Annotated in this window: 17 protein-coding genes; 13 read left to right on the plus strand and 4 right to left on the minus strand. The window is 67.7% G+C overall.

The window, feature by feature from the left end; all coding sequences use genetic code 11:
- Window positions 1-50 precede the first annotated feature (50 nt).
- The gene (locus tag SSKA14_RS18670; protein WP_040008531.1) at window positions 51-497 is read left to right on the plus strand and encodes a GNAT family N-acetyltransferase; all 447 of its coding nucleotides are present in this window, start codon (window positions 51-53) and stop codon (window positions 495-497) included.
- A 62-nt stretch (window positions 498-559) separates the two neighbouring features.
- On the opposite strand, the gene SSKA14_RS18675 is transcribed toward SSKA14_RS18670, so the two are convergent.
- Both SSKA14_RS18675 and SSKA14_RS23575 read right to left on the minus strand, forming a co-directional pair.
- Complete coding sequence (locus SSKA14_RS18675; protein WP_157635965.1) at window positions 560-1048, minus strand: hypothetical protein; 489 nt, start codon at window positions 1046-1048, stop codon at window positions 560-562.
- Complete coding sequence (locus SSKA14_RS23575) at window positions 1033-2160, minus strand: PAAR domain-containing protein (protein ID WP_083797405.1); 1128 nt, start codon at window positions 2158-2160, stop codon at window positions 1033-1035. Before SSKA14_RS23575 ends, SSKA14_RS18675 begins: the two co-directional genes overlap by 16 nt.
- Window positions 2161-2372: 212 nt before the next feature.
- Here SSKA14_RS23575 and mqo point away from each other — a divergent pair, with 212 nt between their 5' ends.
- The 11 genes from mqo to SSKA14_RS18735 all read left to right on the plus strand — a co-directional run bounded on the left by mqo (window position 2373) and on the right by SSKA14_RS18735 (window position 15047).
- A complete protein-coding gene (gene mqo / locus SSKA14_RS18685) occupies window positions 2373-4079 on the plus strand; it encodes a malate dehydrogenase (quinone) (protein WP_008267808.1) in 1707 nt (568 codons plus the stop codon).
- A gap of 264 nt (window positions 4080-4343) precedes the next feature.
- Entirely contained in the window at window positions 4344-6536 is a 2193-nt protein-coding gene (locus SSKA14_RS18690; protein WP_008266238.1) for a TonB-dependent siderophore receptor, read from the plus strand.
- A gap of 222 nt (window positions 6537-6758) precedes the next feature.
- The gene (gene mdcA, locus SSKA14_RS18695; protein WP_008265721.1) at window positions 6759-8402 is read left to right on the plus strand and encodes a malonate decarboxylase subunit alpha; all 1644 of its coding nucleotides are present in this window, start codon (window positions 6759-6761) and stop codon (window positions 8400-8402) included.
- A 10-nt stretch (window positions 8403-8412) separates the two neighbouring features.
- The gene (gene mdcC, locus SSKA14_RS18700) at window positions 8413-8733 is read left to right on the plus strand and encodes a malonate decarboxylase acyl carrier protein (RefSeq protein ID WP_008265116.1); all 321 of its coding nucleotides are present in this window, start codon (window positions 8413-8415) and stop codon (window positions 8731-8733) included.
- Window positions 8730-9638 carry a biotin-independent malonate decarboxylase subunit beta gene (locus SSKA14_RS18705; RefSeq protein WP_008264771.1) on the plus strand — a complete coding sequence of 303 codons (909 nt, stop codon included), beginning with the start codon at window positions 8730-8732 and terminating at the stop codon, window positions 9636-9638. Before mdcC ends, SSKA14_RS18705 begins: the two co-directional genes overlap by 4 nt.
- A 2-nt stretch (window positions 9639-9640) precedes the next feature.
- Window positions 9641-10345, plus strand: a complete 705-nt coding sequence (mdcE, locus tag SSKA14_RS18710; protein WP_040009825.1) for a biotin-independent malonate decarboxylase subunit gamma — start codon at window positions 9641-9643, stop codon at window positions 10343-10345.
- Window positions 10338-10979, plus strand: coding sequence for a malonate decarboxylase holo-[acyl-carrier-protein] synthase (gene mdcG, locus SSKA14_RS18715; RefSeq protein WP_008266455.1), 642 nt, complete (start codon window positions 10338-10340; stop codon window positions 10977-10979). The genes mdcE and mdcG overlap by 8 nt, the downstream gene beginning before the upstream one ends.
- Window positions 10976-11833, plus strand: coding sequence for a triphosphoribosyl-dephospho-CoA synthase MdcB (gene mdcB / locus SSKA14_RS18720; RefSeq protein WP_040008534.1), 858 nt, complete (start codon window positions 10976-10978; stop codon window positions 11831-11833). Before mdcG ends, mdcB begins: the two co-directional genes overlap by 4 nt.
- A complete protein-coding gene (gene mdcH, locus SSKA14_RS18725) occupies window positions 11830-12750 on the plus strand; it encodes a malonate decarboxylase subunit epsilon (protein WP_008266604.1) in 921 nt (306 codons plus the stop codon). Before mdcB ends, mdcH begins: the two co-directional genes overlap by 4 nt.
- A gap of 104 nt (window positions 12751-12854) precedes the next feature.
- Window positions 12855-14222, plus strand: coding sequence for an SLC13 family permease (locus SSKA14_RS18730; RefSeq protein ID WP_006424027.1), 1368 nt, complete (start codon window positions 12855-12857; stop codon window positions 14220-14222).
- Window positions 14223-14327: 105 nt separating this feature from the next.
- Complete coding sequence (locus SSKA14_RS18735; RefSeq protein ID WP_008266401.1) at window positions 14328-15047, plus strand: GntR family transcriptional regulator; 720 nt, start codon at window positions 14328-14330, stop codon at window positions 15045-15047.
- 81 nt (window positions 15048-15128) lie between these two features.
- On the opposite strand, the gene SSKA14_RS18740 is transcribed toward SSKA14_RS18735, so the two are convergent.
- The gene (locus SSKA14_RS18740) at window positions 15129-15461 is read right to left on the minus strand and encodes a hypothetical protein (RefSeq protein ID WP_008267176.1); all 333 of its coding nucleotides are present in this window, start codon (window positions 15459-15461) and stop codon (window positions 15129-15131) included.
- 151 nt (window positions 15462-15612) lie between these two features.
- Here SSKA14_RS18740 and SSKA14_RS18745 point away from each other — a divergent pair, with 151 nt between their 5' ends.
- A complete protein-coding gene (locus tag SSKA14_RS18745; RefSeq protein WP_040009827.1) occupies window positions 15613-16560 on the plus strand; it encodes a nucleoside hydrolase in 948 nt (315 codons plus the stop codon).
- Between the two features lie 4 nt (window positions 16561-16564).
- On the opposite strand, the gene SSKA14_RS18750 is transcribed toward SSKA14_RS18745, so the two are convergent.
- Window positions 16565-17824 carry an MFS transporter gene (locus tag SSKA14_RS18750; protein WP_040008537.1) on the minus strand — a complete coding sequence of 420 codons (1260 nt, stop codon included), beginning with the start codon at window positions 17822-17824 and terminating at the stop codon, window positions 16565-16567.
- Between the last annotated feature and the right edge of the window lie 47 nt (window positions 17825-17871).

Consider the following 17871-nt stretch of genomic DNA (forward strand, 5'->3'; position numbering starts at 1 on the left):
CCATGCGCGATGCGGATACTGGCGGGCCGTTCATTGCAAGGATGCCCCGCATGCCCCTCTCCGTGCGCGATGCCCGCCCCGACGATGCCGCCGCCTGCATCGACCTGCGCGGGCGCACCCGCGAGAACGCCTTCAGTGTCGCGCAGCTGGCTGAGCTGGGCATCACCGCGGAAAGCTGGGCGTCCGGCATCGCCCACGGCGATTCGATCGGCCGCGTCGCCTGGGAAGGCGAGCGCATCGTGGGCTACTGCTTCGCCGACCGCGCCAGCGGCGAGGTGCTGGTGCTGGCGCTGCTGCCGGACTACGAGGGCCGTGGCATCGGCCGCCAGCTGCTGCAGGAAGTGGTCAGCCTGACCCGCGATGCCGGCCACCAACGCTTGTTCCTGGCCTGCTCGGCCGATCCGCGCTCACGCTCGCATGGCTTCTACCGCCGCTTGGGCTGGCGCCCCACCGGTGAGCTCGATGAGGCCGGTGACGAGATCCTGGAACTGCGCTGAATCAGGGCACGGCCGGATGATCGGGCTGCATTGACCCGACGCCGCATTGCTGGGCGCGGCGATCAGTCTGCGTCAAGCACGCGCAGCTGCGCCTGCACCACCTGCGCTTCGGTACTGCCTGCACCGGGCGTCAGGTTCACCGAAAGCTGCAGGGTCACATCCATTGGGCGCAACGCGAACCGGGTCAGTTCCTGCGGCTTGATCGGAAAACCAATGCGCAGGGACTGGCCCGCACGCAGCTCCTGCATCTGATCCCGCAGCGCAGCGGCGGCCATGCCACTGCGCAGGGCGGTCGTCCTCCCGGAGTGGTTGTCCTTCAGCTTCACCGAAGGACCACGACTGCGGATGTACTCCAGCGGCAATGACACCGGCTCACTGCCGCTGTTGCGCAGCTCCAGCTCGACATTGAGCGTCTGCCCACGGAAACGGCACTGGGCATCGTCCACGCAGCGCGCATGAAGTTCGATCACGGGAGGCAGCTCCTTGCTGTGGGCCGGCAGCGCGGTGGCGGCGGCAAAAGTGGCGATCAGTGAAATCACTTGACGGTGCATGTTATCTCCCGGCCGATCTGGCGGCTCAGCAGCTCGCGTATCTCGCGCGCGATGTTCCAGGCATGTCGCGGCAGGGTCACGGCGCAGTCGACCGAATTCATGATGGTGGCTGCCGGGTCGGACAGCGCGCGCGAATCAGGAACGGCAACCAGCACTTCCGGATCGAGGGTACCGTCGGGCTGGAGGTAGCGCACGGTTTCCTCGTCCGGATCATTGTAGGAATACTCGTCCGGCACGCCCAGCGTATGGGCGAACTCGTGGGCGAAGGTCCACGGCGTTGTTGATACCGAGACGTCGATATCCGGAAACTCGACCTGCTCGCGGTCGTAGCTGCGGTGGATGATCAGTTTGTAGTCGCTGCCGCCCTGCACCCAGCGCACTTCGTAGCGGAGCGGGAAACTGCGGGTACCGCACTGCGGGTCGTGTATGTCCAGGGTGAAGCGGCCATTCCAGAACTGATCGATTCCCTGCTCCATGCGTGCCCGCGTCGCGGTCACTTCGGCCGCGGTGACCCCGGCCTGTGGCATCGGCTGCACCTTGATCGACACCACCACCTCGCCCTGCGCATGCAGCGGGATTTCGATGCGGTAGCTGACCGGGAAGGCGTAATCGTGCTTGTCACCGTTGACGTCGTACGCCTCGTAATAGCGTCCATCCACATCGCGATCGATCCGGGTATCGTGATCGTCCACCCAGCACTGCGGTGCCACCGGCTCTTCCGGCGCGGACGTGCCGGGCGGTGCGAACGGCGGCGTCTGCAACGGCATCGTCTTCAGCAGCGGCGCCACGATGCCCGCTACCTTGGCCAGCGCACCCAGCGTGGCCTGCCCACCACCACCCCCACCACCGGCGACGACATGCGCCCGCTGCTGCTTGCCCGCCATCAGCGCGCAGCCGCAGCTGGCCTTGTCGCCGTCGCGGGCGACCGGCTGGCCGTCGATGACCAGGGTGCTGTCACCGGTCACGATCGAGCCGGGCCCGTGCCGGGCGCACATCACCCGATCGCCGACGCGTGCCACGGCGCGGCCTTCGATATCGGTGTGCGGGGAACCTGTCAGTACCGAACCACCCGTCTGCAGGGCGTCACCAACCACGATCAGCATCCGTGACATCGTTGCGCGGCCACTCCATGGCCAGTAGTCGTTGCGAATCAGTGGGCAATCGTACCGCAGCGCGCACGCCAACAGGATGATGCATTGCACAAAAACCGGACCGGTTCCGGTTAGAATCGTCTCCAGGATGCCGCAAGGCGTTGTTTCTTCACGCCCTTTCCCTGCCCCATGCGCATCCTGAACTCCTCCCCTCCGCCAACGATCCCGCCCCCATGAAGAAATTTGGCAAGGCCCTGCTCGCCCTGCTCGTGCTGCTGTTGCTGGCCGCCGCGCTGTTCCTGTACTGGCCGCTGACCCAGCGCTCGGTGCCCGCCGCCAGCAATGACAAGCCCGTCGACGTTGTGCTGGTCGGCGCCGGCATCATGAGCATCACCCTGGCCACCTATCTGCAGGAACTGCAGCCGGACTGGAACATCCAGGTCTACGAACGCCTCGACGGCGTTGCCGGTGAAAGCTCCGATGGCTGGAACAACGCCGGCACCGGCCATTCGGCGTTCGCCGAACTGAACTACACCCCGGAACTGCCCGATGGCAGCATCGAGACCAAGCGTGCGGTCGGCATCGCCGAGTCGTTCGAGGTCTCGCGCCAGTTCTGGTCGCACCAGGTGAAGGAAGGCCGGCTGAGCCAGCCCAGCGACTTCATCAACCCGACCCCGCACATGAGCTTCGTCTGGGGCGATGACAACATCGCCTACCTGCACAAGCGCCAGCAGGCTTTGGTGAAGAACCCGCTGTTCTACGGCATGCAGTACTCCGAAGATCCCAAGCAGATCCAGCAATGGGCACCGCTGCTGATGGAAGGCCGTGACCCGAAGCAGAAGGTGGCCGCGACCTGGATGCCGCTCGGCACCGACGTCAACTTCGGCGTGATCACCCGCCAGCTGACCACCGGCCTGCAGCGCAGCCCGAACTTCAGCCTGCACCTGAACCACGAAGTGAGCGCGCTGCGGCAGAACGCCGACAAGAGCTGGAACGTGACGGTGAAGGACCTCAAGGCCGGCACCGAGACCACCACCCACGCCCGCTTCGTGTTCATCGGTGCCGGTGGCGCCGCGCTGAAGCTGCTGCAGATGTCGGGCATCCCGGAATCGAAGGACTACGCCGGCTTCCCGGTCGGTGGCCAGTTCCTCGCCTTCCAGGGCCAGGACGTGACCTCGCGCCATGGCGTGAAGGCCTACGGCATGGCCGAAACCGGTTCGCCGCCGATGTCGGTGCCGCACCTGGATGCGCGCAAGCTGGACGGCAAGCCGGTGGTGCTGTTCGGGCCGTTCGCGCTGTACAGCACCAAGTTCCTCAAGCACGGCTCGTGGTGGGACCTGTATTCCTCGGTCACCCATAACAACGTCGGCCCGATGCTGGAAGTGGGCAAGGACAACCTGGACCTGGTGCAGTACCTGATGGGCCAGGCGCGGTTGAACGATGCCGACCGCCAGGCCGAGCTGGTCAAGTACTTCCCCAATGCCAAGCCGGGCGACTGGAAGCTGGTCACCGCCGGCCAGCGCGTGCAGATCATCAAGCGCGACCCGCTGAAGGGCCCGGTGCTGCAGTTCGGTACCGAGATCGTGACCGACAAGGACCACACCCTCGCCGCCCTGCTCGGTGCCTCGCCGGGTGCCTCGACCTCGCCGCCGATCATGCTGGATCTGATGGCCAAGGCCTTCCCGGAGCAGATGAAGGCCGGTTGGGAAGCGCGCCTGCGCGAGATCGTGCCGTCGTACGGGCGCAAGCTCAACGACAGCGCCGCGCTGACCAACGAGATCCGCACGCTGACCAGCCAGGCCCTGCACCTGCCGTACCTGGAGGTGCCGGTGGATGCCAATGCCGCAGCGCCGGCACCGGCAGCAGTTCCGGTTCCGGCCACGGTTCCGGCGCCGGCCAAGGAAAAGCGTAACGCCAACGAGGAACTGCAGGCGCTGTAAGCCCACAGCATCCCCTGTAGTACACGGACGGACGGCCACCTTCGGGTGGCCGTTCGCGTTTGCGCGGATGGGACCTGCCCGCTGCCACGCGCCCGAATGACCCTGCGCCATGATGAGAATTGTAATGTTGTTAAGAATTATTTACATTTGCGCACTGCGCAGTGATCGCGCCTCTCCCAGATGGACCTGACGTGCCCGAAGCCGCCGCCCCGGGTGCTGGACGACTGTTGCCGCCCTTCCCCACCTCCACGCTTCGAGCCCACCATGTCCCCGAACCCGCATGACCGCCTGCCCCGCCGCGCGCTGCTGCCCGCTGCCCTGCTTTCGTCGTTCGCCCTGCTGTTCGCACCCAGCGCATTCGCGGCCGCCGATGGCGCTGCCGACGCCAAGACCCTGGACCGGGTGAGCGTCCGCGCCGAACAGTCCGCACCGCCGTCCAGCTCGACTCGCCTGCCGATCACCCTGCAGGAAACCCCGCAGTCGGCCACCGCGATCAGCCTGCAGCGCCTGCAGGACGAATCGCTGTTCAGCATCAACGACGTGATGCGTACCGTGCCCGGCGTCAGCGTGTCCTTCTATGACACCCAGCGCCCGCTGTACTACGCACGTGGCTTTGCCATCACTGATTTCCAGGTCGACGGCATTCCCACCTACAGCGGTTCCACCAACCAGGAATACGACACCGCCTTCTACGACCGCATCGAAGTGATCCGCGGTGCCAACGGCCTGCTCAGCGGTGCGGGGGTGCCATCGGCCACGGTCAACCTGCTGCGCAAGCGTCCGGGCAAGGAGTTCGATGCATCGTTCTCGGTCAGTGCCGGCAGCTGGGACTACCGCCGCATGCAGGCCGACGTGACCGCGCCGCTCACCGATGATGGCCGCTTCCGCAGCCGGGTAGTCGCCGCCTACACCGATCGCGGGCTGTACTACGACCGCTACGACGAGACCAAGATGGCGGGCATGGCGGTGCTGGAAGGCGATGTCACCGACAGCACCACCCTCACCCTGGGTTACCAGAGCCAGGACAACAATCCGACCGGCTCGACCTGGGGCACCGTCGCGTTCTTCGACAGCCAGGGCAACTTCGCCCATCTCGCGCGCTCGACCAACCTGTCGCCGAAGTGGAGCTACTGGAAGCGCGAGAGCAATACCGCCTTTGCCAATCTGGAACAGCGCTTCGGCGAGGACTGGCTGCTGAAGATCAACACCGCCTACACCCGTGGCAACGTGCAGAACGTGCGCCTGTATGGCACCGGCTACCCCGACCCGAACTCCGGCGCGGGCATCTACCTGCGCGCTGCCGCTGGCGATTCCAAGGATACGCGCCGCAACGTCGATGCCTACCTGACCGGCACCTTCCCGCTGTTCGGCCGCGACCATGACCTGACTGTGGGGGCACAGTGGTCGGACCTGGAAGGCACCACCAATACCGTGGCGCTGAACTTCCCGGGCGACTGGGCGACCTGCGGCCGTGAGCGCTGCTACTACATCCCCAATGTGTTCAACTGGAACGGCGACATTTCCGAAGTGACCTACAGCCGCACCGGCGCGCGCCGCGTGGCCAAGACCACGCAGAGTGGCATCTACCTGGCCACCCGACTGCGCCTGGCCGATCCGCTGTCGCTGATTGCCGGTGCACGCCTGAGCCGCTGGCAGACCCTCAGCCGCTCGTACAACGCGGCCGGGGCCTATACCGGCACCAGCGGCGCATACAAGGTGAGCGACGAGGTCACCCCGTACGTGGGCCTGGTCTACGAGATCACCCCGAACGTTTCGGCGTATGCCAGCTACACCGAGATCTTCAACCCGCAGAACTACAAGGACCGCAACGAGAACCTGCTGGCGCCGGTGCAGGGCTCGAACCTGGAAGCGGGCATCAAGACACAGTGGTTCGATGGCCGCCTGACCGCCAATGCCGCGGTGTTCGAGGCCAAGCAGGACAACTACGCGGTGCGTGACATGAGCGTGCCGGAAGGCACGCTGAGCGATGGCAGCTCGGCCTACATCGGTATCAACGGCACCAAGGCGCGTGGCTGGGAAATGGACGTCAACGGCGAAATCCTGCCGGGCTGGACGGTCAACGCCGGCTACACCCACGTCAAGGTGACCCGGGCCGCCACCGACCTGCTGTACGCCAACCCGCCCGAGAACCTGCTGCAGCTCAACACCCAGGTGCAGCTGCGCGGCGCGCTGGAACGCCTGAGCATCGGCGGCGGCCTGCAGTGGCAGAGCCGGGTGCAGGGCTACAACATCGCCTACCCGCTGGGGGGCACGGTGACGGTGAACCAGCCGGCGTACTCGCTGGTGCAGTTCAACGCCAACTACCGCATCAGCGACAACTGGACCGCGACGCTGAGCGTGCGCAACGCGCTGGACAAGACCTACTGGGCCAACCTGGACTACAACAACTTCGGCGAACCGCGCTTCGTGGCGGCCAGCCTGCGCTGGAAGTTCTGAGCGACCGGAAACGGTAGTGCCGGCCGCTGGCCGGCTCCAAGCGATGCATCGAGGACGCGGAGCCGGCCAGCGGCCGGCACTGCCCCGATCGATGCGGGTCATTCTCCATTTCAAACTGAATGGGCCCGCCTGCGCGCGGGCCCTTCTTTTTGCTGCGCTGCGGGTTGCACGCCCCTCCATAATTATGTGGTAATTATCTCAACGCCAATCGGAAGCCCTTCGATGAACCCGAGCTGGGATACGTTGCAACGCAACCGCCGGGTACGCCTGGAGCGCGCTTCGCGCTGGGCCCGCGGCCATGAGGTCGCGGCCGCCGATATCGGCGAACTGCTGCACGCGCTGCTGGAGCCGGGCGACAAGGTCTGCCTGGAGGGCAACAACCAGAAGCAGGCCGACTTCCTCGCCCAGGCACTTGCCGGCCTCGACCCGGCGCGGATTCACGACCTGCACATGGTGCAGTCGGTGCTGTCAGTGCCTTCGCACCTGGATGTTTTCGAACGCGGCATCGCCTCCAGGCTGGACTTCTCCTTCTCCGGCCCGCAGTCGGTGCGGCTGGCCAACCTGGTGGCCGAGGGGCGCATCCAGATCGGCGCCATCCACACCTACCTGGAACTGTTCGGCCGCTACTTCATCGACCTCACTCCGCGCGTGGCGCTGGTCGCTGCGCAGGCCGCCGACCGGAACGGCAATCTCTACACCGGCCCGAACACCGAAGACACCCCGGTAATCGTCGAGGCCACCGCCTTCGGTGGCGGCATCGTGATCGCGCAGGTCAACGAAATCGTCGACACCCTCCCCCGCGTCGACATTCCCGCTGACTGGGTCAACTTCGTGGTGCAGGCGCCGCGCCCGAATCACATCGAACCGCTGTTCACCCGCGACCCGGCACAGATTTCCGAGATCCAGGTGCTGATGGCGATGATGGCGATCAAGGGCATCTACGCCGAGTACGGCGTCAACCGCCTCAATCATGGCATCGGCTTCGACACGGCCGCCATCGAGCTGCTGCTGCCGACCTATGCCGAATCGCTCGGGCTGAAGGGAAAGATCTGCCAGCACTGGGCCCTCAATCCGCACCCGGCGTTGATTCCGGCGATCGAATCGGGCTTCGTAAAATCGGTGCATTCATTCGGCTCCGAACTGGGCATGGAGAAGTACATCGCCGCACGAAGCGATGTGTTCTTCACCGGCGCCGATGGCTCCATGCGCTCCAACCGCGCGTTCTCGCAGACCGCCGGCCTGTATGCCTGCGACATGTTCATCGGCTCGACCCTGCAGATCGACCTCCAGGGCAACAGCTCCACGGCCACGCGCGACCGCATCGCCGGCTTCGGCGGCGCACCGAACATGGGGTCGGATGCGCGCGGCCGCCGCCACGCCAGCGACGCCTGGATCAAGGCCGGCCAGCAGGCCGCCCGTCCCGGCGAAATGCCACGCGGGCGCAAGCTGGTGGTGCAGATGGTGGAAACCTTCCGCGAACACATGGCGCCGGCCTTCGTCGATCGCCTTGATGCCTGGGAACTGGCCGAGCGCGCCGGCATGCCGCTGCCGCCGGTGATGATCTACGGCGACGATGTCAGCCACGTGCTGACCGAGGAAGGCATCGCCAACCTGCTGCTGTGCCGCACGCCGGAAGAACGCGAACAAGCGATCCGCGGCGTGTCCGGCTATACGGCGGTCGGCCTGGGACGCGATCGCGCGATGGTCGAGAACCTGCGCGACCGTGGTGTCATCCGCCGCCCGGAAGACCTGGGCATCTCCGTGCGCGATGCCAGCCGCGATCTGCTGGCGGCACGTTCGGTGAAGGATCTGGTGCGCTGGTCCGGCGGTCTGTACGACCCGCCCAAGCGCTTCCGCAACTGGTAAGGGGCTGAGCATGGAAACCCTCGACTATCGATTCGAAGGACGCACCCCGGTGCAGTTCGCGCGCGATGCGGTGCTGGTCGGCGTCTTGGCCTCGGGCAACCTGGAAATCCTGCTGGAGCCGGCAGAGCTGGAGGGCGCGATGACGGTCCGCATCATCACCGCCGCGCAGGGCTTCGCCCGTGTATGGGAGGCGGTGATCGGCGATTTCGCGCAGCGCCATCCGCTGCGCGATGTGCGCATCTCGATCAACGACGCCGGCGCCACCCCGGCGGTGGTCAGCCTGCGCCTGGACCAGGCGGTGGAAACCCTGCTGGTCGGAGGCACGCCATGAGCCACGTCCAGCGCCACAGCTACTACGAAGCCGATGCGCGCGAACGCATTGCCGGGCTGGTCGATGCGGGTTCGTTCCGCGAGTTCCTCGGCCCTGCGCGACGGATGATGAGCCCGCACTTGGCCCAACTCGACCAGCCAGCCGCATTCGACGATGGCATCGTCGTCGGCGAAGCCACGCTTCGCGGCAAGCGCGTGCTGCTGGCCGCGCAGCAGGGTGAATTCATGGGGGGCGGCGTGGGCGAAGTGCATGGCGCCAAGCTGACCGGCCTGTTGCGCCGCGCAGCAGCGACCCGCCCCGATGGGGTGTTGCTGCTGCTTGATACCGGCGGCGTACGCCTGCACGAAGCCAATGCCGGCCTGATTGCCATCTCCGAGATCATGCGCGCCACCCTGGATGCACGCGCTGCGGGCGTCCCGGTGGTCGCGCTGATCGGCAGTGGCAACGGCGCGTTCGGTGGCATGGGCATCGTTGCCCGTTGCTGCAGCACGGTGATCATGTCCGAGGAAGGCCGGCTGTCGCTGTCCGGGCCGGAGGTGATCGAAACCGTTCGCGGCGTGGAAGAGTTCGATTCCCGCGACCGCGCGCTGGTCTGGCGGGTGACTGGCGGCAAGCACCGCTACCTGATCGACCAGGCCCAGGTGCTGGTGCCCGATGCCATCGGGGCGTTCGCGCAGGCGGCATTCGATGCGCTGCTGGCGGACACCGCCAGCACCGATGCCGATGCCGCACTGAACGCCCTGCAGGCACGTCAAGCCGCATTGAAGGCACGCGTGCAGGCCTGGGGCGGATGCCGCGATGGTCTTGAGATCTGGTCGCTGCTGGGCATCTACGAACCCGGGCGGCTGCCGCTGCTGGACACCGACGACTTCCTCGCCGCCACCGCTGATCGGAGCCTGCCATGAGCCTGCCCCTGCACGCGCTGCTCGATGCCCTGTTTCCGCGTGGCCACGCCGTTGCCGTGGAGGACTCGGTCCTGACCGGAACCGCCAGCACCGACGACGGCGACGTGGCCGTGATCGGCACCGCCGACAAGCTCGAAGTGGGCGTGGACCACGCACTGGCCCTGGCCGAAACCGTGCTGGCCAGCACCGCCGCACATCCCCATCGACCGATCGTGATGCTGGTCGACACCGCCGGCCAGCGCCTGGCACGCCGCGACGAACTGCTCGGCATCAACGGCTGTTTCGCGCACCTGGCGCAGACGCTGGATCTGGCCCGCCGACGGGGTGCGCGGCTGGTGACGCTGGTCTACGGTGAGTCGGTCAGTGGTGGCTTCCTCTCGTTCGGGCTGATGGCCGACCACATCCATGCCCTGCCCGACGCCCAGGTGCGGGTGATGGACCTGCGCGCGATGGCCCGGGTGACCAAGCAGCCGCTGGAGAAGCTGCAGGCGCTGAGCCAGACCTCGCCGGTATTCGCGCCGGGCGTGGAGAACTACGTGGCGATGGGCGCGGTGGATTCGATCTGGAGCGGTGACCTGGCCGCACACCTGCTGCAGGCGCTGCGCACGCCCACCGATGGCGACCGCCGCGCCGTGCGGGGTGCCGAACGTGGCGGACGTTGCCTGGCCGCGGCGGTGGCCACTGCGGTGAGCCAGGGCGATGCCTGAGCGCTTGCCCCGGCATACGCTGGTCTGGCTGTCGGCACACGCGGCCTGGCAGGCGGACATCGCCGCGCATGAGGCGCGCTTGGCCGACTGGTTCGCGCAGGGTCTGCCGGCCATCGTCGCCCGGCGTGCCGCCGATGATGCCGATCCCCGGCTGCGCCTGGGCGTACCGCTGCCGCCGGCCGAGGGCAAACTGCGCCTGGCCCTGCGCGTGCCGGCACGCGATGTGCTGCGCACCGCATCGCCACCGACACTTCAGACGGTGCTGGAAGGCAACGTTCCGCAGGACTGGCAGCGCCCCCTGCAGGTGCTGCAGGACATCACTGCGGCGCACGTATTCGGTGCCTTCGCGTGGCAGCACCTGACCGGCCTGCACTATGTGCACGCGCGCTCAGACATCGATCTGCTGTGGCGGATCGAAAGCACCGCGCAGGCCGATGCCCTGGTTGCACGGCTGCTGGCCTGGGAAACCGAACACGGCCGCCGGGTCGATGGCGAACTGTGCCTGTCCGGCGATGCCGCCGTGAACTGGCGGGAGTACGCGGGACGCAGCCGCGAAGTGCTGGTCAAGCGCCACGACGGCGCTGCACTGGAACTGCGCGAGTCCGTGTTCGCCCCCGCCGGGGTGACCGCATGAACGCCGTCCCGCAGCAGGCTGTCAGGCCGCCATCTGCCATGCACAGCGCGCGCCTGGGGCGCCTGGCCGTCGCCAGCCTGCACGCGGAACTGGCGCTGGCGCCCAAGCCCGGGCTGGTCACTCCATTCGACAGCGGCAGCCATCACGACATGGACGCCGGCACATTCCTGCGCAGCCTGTTCGCGCTGCGCCACTATTTCGCTGCCGTGGCCCACCTCGGTGCAGCCGGGACGGACTTCGATGCCCTGCGCCGGTGTGGCATCGCCGCCGAAGCGGCCATGCTGCGCGCGACCACCGGCATCAATACCCATCGTGGCGCGATCTTCAGCCTCGGCCTGCTGGTCGCGGCCGCCGCTGCCTGCCGTTCTCGCCTGGGCCATGCCACCAGCGGTGAGCAGGTCTGCCTGGAGGTACGTCGCTGGGCGGGGGACTTCACACATGCCCCGCTGGATGCAGGCAGCCCAGGCCAACGTGCGCGCGCCCGGCACAACGTGCCCGGTGTGCGCGAACACGCCGCTGCAGGTTATCCGCTGCTGCGCGAGGTGGCGTTGCCCACCCTGCGCCATGCGCTGGCCAATGGCCTGTCACGCGAGGCCGCGATGTGCCATACGCTGATGCAGCTGGTCGCACGCACCGAAGACCTCAACCTGCTGCATCGCGGTGGCGCGGAAGGCCTGCGCTGGGCACGGCAGCAGGCCCACCGATTCCTGGCCGACGGAGGCGCCTTCGCGCTCGATTGGCGGGCGCGCCTGCAACAGATCGCCGATGCCTTCGTCGTGCGTCGCTTGAGCCCCGGCGGCAGCGCCGACCTGCTCGCCTGCTGCGTGTTCCTGTTGCAGCAGGAGGCCGCATGAGCCTGGCCCTGCTCTGTCCCGGACAAGGCGCACAGCATCCGGCGATGTTCGATCGCGTGCGCGGCCTGGCCGCCGCACAGCCACTGCTCGATGCCACCGGTGAACTGCTGGGCCGCGATGTGTTCGCCGCTGCGGCAGCCGACGACCGTTTTGACAATATGCAGGCGCAGCCCCTGCTGTGCGCAGCCAGCCTGGCGCACTGGCAGGGCCTGCGCGAGGTATTGCCGACGCCGACGGTGATCGCCGGCTACAGCATCGGCGAGCTCGCCGCGCATACCATCGCCGGCAGCTTCGACACCACCACCTGCCTGGCACTGTCCGTGCAGCGCGCGCGCCTGATGGACGCCGCCAGCCCCCGCGGTGCTGGGCTCCAGGCAGTGCTGGGGCTGGACCGCGATGCCACGCAGCGGTTGTGCGACACGCATGGCGCCTTCATCGCCATCACCAATGGCCATGACCACTTCATCGTGGGCGGTGCACAGCCGTCGCTGCACGCGCTGGCGGCAGACGCGCAGGCACATGGCGCCGAGATCCGTCCGCTGCCGGTCCATGTGCCCGCACACACGCCGCTGTTGACCGGTGCGGAAGCACCGTTTGCCGCAGCGCTGCGGGCCGCGCAGGTGCATGCGCCGCGGCTGCCCCTGCTGGCCGGCGTCGATGCCCGCCCGGTGCGTGATGGTGCCGCAGTGGTGCACACGCTGTCGACGCAGCTGGCACAGACCATCGAGTGGGCGCAGGTGATGCGCCAGGCCTTCGAGCGCGGCGCTCGGGTGTTCCTGCAGCTGGGCCCGGGCAACGCGCTGGCGCGCATGGTCGCGCCGTCCTATCCGTGCTGCCAGGTACGCGCGGTGGAAGAGTTCCAGAGCCTTGAAGGCGCCGCGGCGTGGGTCCGCAGTGCGCTGGAGCGGCTGCAGTAACGGGTTCGAGCAGTACGTATCACGCAACACGCCGTACCTCGCCTTACCCCGGGATGGCGGGTCTCCATCCGCGCTGTACGTGAGTCACGTGTCTGGGAGGGCGCATGAGTCCACAAATCGCAACGATCATCGGCCTGGTGATCATGTTCATCGTCGCCACGGCAATGCCGATCAACATGGGCGCCGTCGCTTTCGCGCTGGCTTTCATCATCGGCGGGCTGTGGGTCGACATGGGAGGCAAGGAGGTCCTGGCCGGCTTTCCAGGCGATCTGTTCCTGACCCTGGTCGGCATCACCTATCTGTTCGCCATCGCGCAGAAGAACGGCACCATCGACCTGCTGGTGCACTGGGCAGTGAAAGCGGTGCGCGGCCATATCGTGGCCATTCCGTGGGTGATGTTCGTGATCACCGCGGTGCTCACCGCGTTCGGTGCGCTGGGCCCGGCCGCGGTCGCCATCATCGGCCCGGTCGCCCTGCGCTTTGCCAAGCAGTACAACATCAATCCGCTGATGATGGGCCTGCTGGTCATCCATGGTGCGCAGGCGGGCGGCTTCTCGCCGATCAGCGTGTACGGCAGCATCACCAATGGCGTGGTGCAGAAGGCCGGGCTGGAAGTGACTGAAATGGCGGTGTTCCTGACCAGCCTGGGCTTCAACCTGATGATGGCGACGATCTGCTTCTTCGCCTTCGGTGGCATCGCCCTGCTGCGTCGCGGCTCGATCACCGCAGCGGGAACGGTCGGCAATGCCGAGCTGGCGATGGCCGGCGGCCCGCAGGCATCGTCGCGCCAGTTTGCGATCGAAGGCCATGGCGCGCTGGTTGCTGCCGGGGGTGGCACCCTGTCCAATGATCCGGTGGCACTGGATGCGGTGAACCTGACCCGCGAGCGGCTGTTCACCCTGATCGGCCTGCTGGGCCTGGGCGTGGCCGCGCTGATCTACAACCTCAACGTCGGCCTGGTCTCGATCACCGTGGCGGTGGCGTTGGCGCTGCTGTCGCCGCAGAGCCAGAAAGGGGCGGTCGATGGCATCAGCTGGTCCACCGTGCTGCTGATCTGCGGCGTGGTGACCTATATCGGCGTACTGGAACATGCCGGTGCGGTGGACTTCATCGGCAATGGTGTATCCGATATCGGCATCCCGCTGCTCGGAGCACTGCTGGTCTGCTACGTCGGTGGCATCGTCTCCGCATTCGCCTCGTCGGCCGCCGTGCTGGGCGCCACCATCCCGCTGGCGGTGCCGTTCCTGATGCAGGGCCACCTCAGCGCGGCCGGCGTGATCTGTGCGCTGGCGGTGTCATCCACCATCGTCGATGTCAGCCCGTTCTCGACCAACGGCGCACTGGTGGTGGCGTCGGCCGCCAAGGAAGAACGCGAGACCCTGTTCCGCCGCTTCCTGGTCTACAGCGGCCTGGTGGTGGCACTGGGGCCGCTGCTGGCCTGGCTGGTGTTCGTGGTGCCGGGCTGGATGTAACCACCCAACGGTAGTGCCGGCCGCTGGCCGGCAATCTCATGAAGCCATCCCGCAATCATGGGTTGCCGGCCAGCGGCCGGCACTACCTGGCGGTACACTTCCACCATGGCCATTGCCCCTGCTCCACGGTCCCCGAAGAAGCGTGCCCCTCTGTATGAAGAGGTGGCCGAGCATGTGCGCGAGCGCATCTACGATTACCGGCTGCCGCCGGGTGAGTGGATCGACGAGCCCGCGCTGTGCGAGGAACTGGGCATCAGCCGCACGCCGCTGCGCGAAGCGCTGAAGCTGCTGGCCGCCGAAGGCCTGGTGCAGATCGATGCCGGGCGTGGCGCGCGGGTCACCCGGCTCACGCTGGAAGACCTCAACCAGCTGTTCCCGGTGATGGCGATGCTGGAAGGCCGCTGCGCGCATGAGGCGGTCAGGCATATCGACGATGCCGGCGTGCAGCAGCTGGAAGCGCTGCACGCGGCGATGGAAGCGGCGGCGGCCGAGGGCAACATCGCCGAGTACTACCGCAACAACTACCTGATCCACGAAACCGTGCAGCACTACGCCGGCAACCCGTGGCTGATCCGCATCACCCATGACCTGCACCGCATCCTGAAGATGCATCGCGGCCGCCAGCTGCTGACCCCGGGCCGCACCGCGCAGTCGCTGGCCGAACACCGCGAACTGATGGAGTGCTTCCGCCGCCGCGACGCGCAGGCCGCCGAACGCACCATGGAGCGCCATCTGCTGAGCCAGGGCCAGGCATTGGCTGCCTATGTGGCAGCGGGTGGGCTGCTGAACGTGCCGGCCCCGTTGCCGACCGCAGGCGGCGGCTGAGCTGCTGAGGTTGCCGGCCAGCGGCCGGCACTACCACGGCTGGGTAGTGCCGGCCGCTGGCCGGCACCCCGGGACGTCTCATCAATCGCCGCCACCGCAGCTGCCGCCGTCACTGCCACCACCATCACTGCTGCAGTCGGAGCTGCTGTGGCCGTGATGGCTGTGGTTGTCACTGGAAGAGCCGCCCGAGTAGTCGTAGGCGCCGCCGAGGCCGTTATCGCCCCGGCTGCCCGAGCCATCGGCGGTGGCCACCGCCATGCACAGGATCGCGCCGACCAGCGGCAGCAGCCAGACCAGCAGCAGCTGCACCGTGCGGCCGCCTGCCGACAGGCCGTCGCGCCGGACAATGAGCACCGTGGCGACCAGATTCAGGCCCAGCACCAGCAGGACCAGCAGAAGGGCGAGGATCAGCATGCGGCGGTTCCGTGCCTGGACTGGCCGCATTATGCCGCCCCGCCCCGGCATTGGCCCTGCCTGTCATGAAGATGGGACAATGTAGGGCGCGCCGGCCTGCCCCGTGGCCGCCGGCGCCCCCCGCACCACACGGAAGAAGAAGAACAACAACATGCTGAAAGTCATTTTCGATACCGACCCGGGCGTCGACGACGCCCTGGCCCTGCTGTACCTGCACAAGCACCCGCAGATCGACCTGATCGGCGTCACCACCACCTTCGGCAACGCCTCGGTTGAATCGACCACGCACAATGCGCTGTACCTGAAGCAGACCTGGGGCTTTGCCGCCCCGGTCGCGCGCGGCGCGGCAGGCCCGCTGCAGCCGGAAGCCACCCCGGAAGCGTGGCCGGTGCACATCCACGGCCACAACGGCCTGGGCAACCACCCGGTGCCGGCGCAGCTGGACGTGGCCGCCGACGCGCGCCCGGCCGCGCAGCTGATCATCGACCTGGTCCGCGCCCACCCGGGCGAAGTGACCCTGGTTGCCGTGGGCCGCATGACCAACCTGGCGCTGGCCCTGCAGCAGGCCCCGGACATCGCCGGCCTGGTGCGCGGTGTGGTCCTCATGGGCGGCGCCTTCCACGTCAACGGCAACATCACCCCGGCCGCGGAGGCCAACATCTGGGGCGATGCCGAAGCGGCCGACGTGGTGTTCACCACCGATTGGCCGGTCACCGCGATCGGCCTGGACGTGACCACCCGCGTGGAAATGGACCGTGACGGCCTGGACACGCTGGCCGGGATCGGCGGTGCCGACGCCGAGCTGGTGCGTGCGCTGTCGCAGGACTACGTGGACTTCTACCTGCAGGCCGGGCACAAGGGCATGGTCGTGCACGACTGCTGCGCCTGCATCGCGCTGACCCGCCCGGAACTGTTCCAGTTCGAGCGCGCCAGCGTGCGCGTGGCCACCGACGGCGTCGCCCGCGGCATGACCATTCCCAAGCCGGAAGGCATGGGCTTCGGCCCCAGCGTGTGGGATGGGCATGTGCTGCAGTCCGTCGCCATCGGCGTGGATGCGGCCGCCGTACTGGCCGACATCGAGCAGACCCTGAAGGTCTGATCGGCTAGCGCCTGGCCCTGCCCGGGAGCGTCTCGGGCAGGGTCCACAGCACCGGCAGCACCAGCACCGCCACCAGCGCGATCATCGCACCTGGCGCTGCCGCCCAGCCGCTGCGTTCCACCCACCATTGCGCCAGCCACGGTGTCGCACCGCCGAACACGGCCGTAGCCATGGTCACCCCCAGCGCCAGCCCGCTGACCCGGCCTTCGCCGGGGAACTGCTCGGCCGTGGCCGGTGCCGCCACCGCACTGACGCCACCGGCCACGCAGGCCAGCAGCACCGCCGCCAGCGCGATGCCCCACGCCGTTGCCTGCGCCATCCACGCGAACAGCGACAGCGGCAGCAGCGCCGCCAGCACGGTCAGGCCCAACAGCATCGGCCGTCGCCCAATACGGTCGGACAGTGCGCCGCACAGCGGCGTGATCGCGATCACCGCCACTGCCGCAATCGTCGACAGCCACAGCGCGTCGCCTTCGTCGTGTCCCTGCTCGTGCAGGAATGCCGGCACATAGGTGATGCCCACGTAGTAGGTGATCGAGCCCAGTGCGGAGATCGCGAAGGTACGCGCCACCGCCAGCGGATGATGGCGCAGCACGTGCCGCAGCGGCGTGGCCGGGATGCTGCCTTCTCGGCGCTGGCGCTCGAACTCGGGCGACTCGTGCATGCCCGAGCGCGCGATGAGGATCACCAGCGCCAGCGCCGCGCCGACGAAAAACGGAATGCGCCAACCCCAGCTGTCCAGCTGCACGGGGGCCAGCAGCGCCACCGTCGCTGCCGAGATCGCCACCGCCAGCAGCGCACCCACTTCACTGGCGGCAGAGGCCAGCGAGGTCACCAGGCCGCGTCGCCGTTCCGGCGCGCTTTCCAGCAGATACGCAACCACACCGGTGTATTCACCGCCCACTGAGAACGCCATCACGCAGCGCAGCACCAGCAGCAACACACCGGCCGTGGCGCCTGCGGTGGCGGCGGTCGGCAGCAGTGCGGTGGCCAGCATCGCTGCCGCCATCAGCGCCATCGAAGCCAGCAGCATCCAGCGCCGGCCCAGCCGGTCACCCAGGTGGCCAAAGCACAGCGCGCCGAGCGGACGCATCAGGTAGGACACCGCGAAGCCGGCCAAGGTGACCAGCATCGCCTGCTCGCCACCGCCAAAGAACACCCGCGACAGCACCGTGGCGAAGTACAGGTACAGGGTGAAGTCGTACCACTCCACCACCGTGGACAGGCCGGCCACCCACATCGAGCGCTGCCGCGCCACGGTCATTTCATTCATGGGCGGAGCGTGTCACGCGGCGGGTGAAACGCGGGTCA

Origin of the sequence: Stenotrophomonas sp. SKA14 (genome assembly GCF_000158575.1) — a bacterium.
Taxonomy (GTDB): Bacteria; Pseudomonadota; Gammaproteobacteria; order Xanthomonadales; family Xanthomonadaceae; genus Stenotrophomonas; species Stenotrophomonas forensis.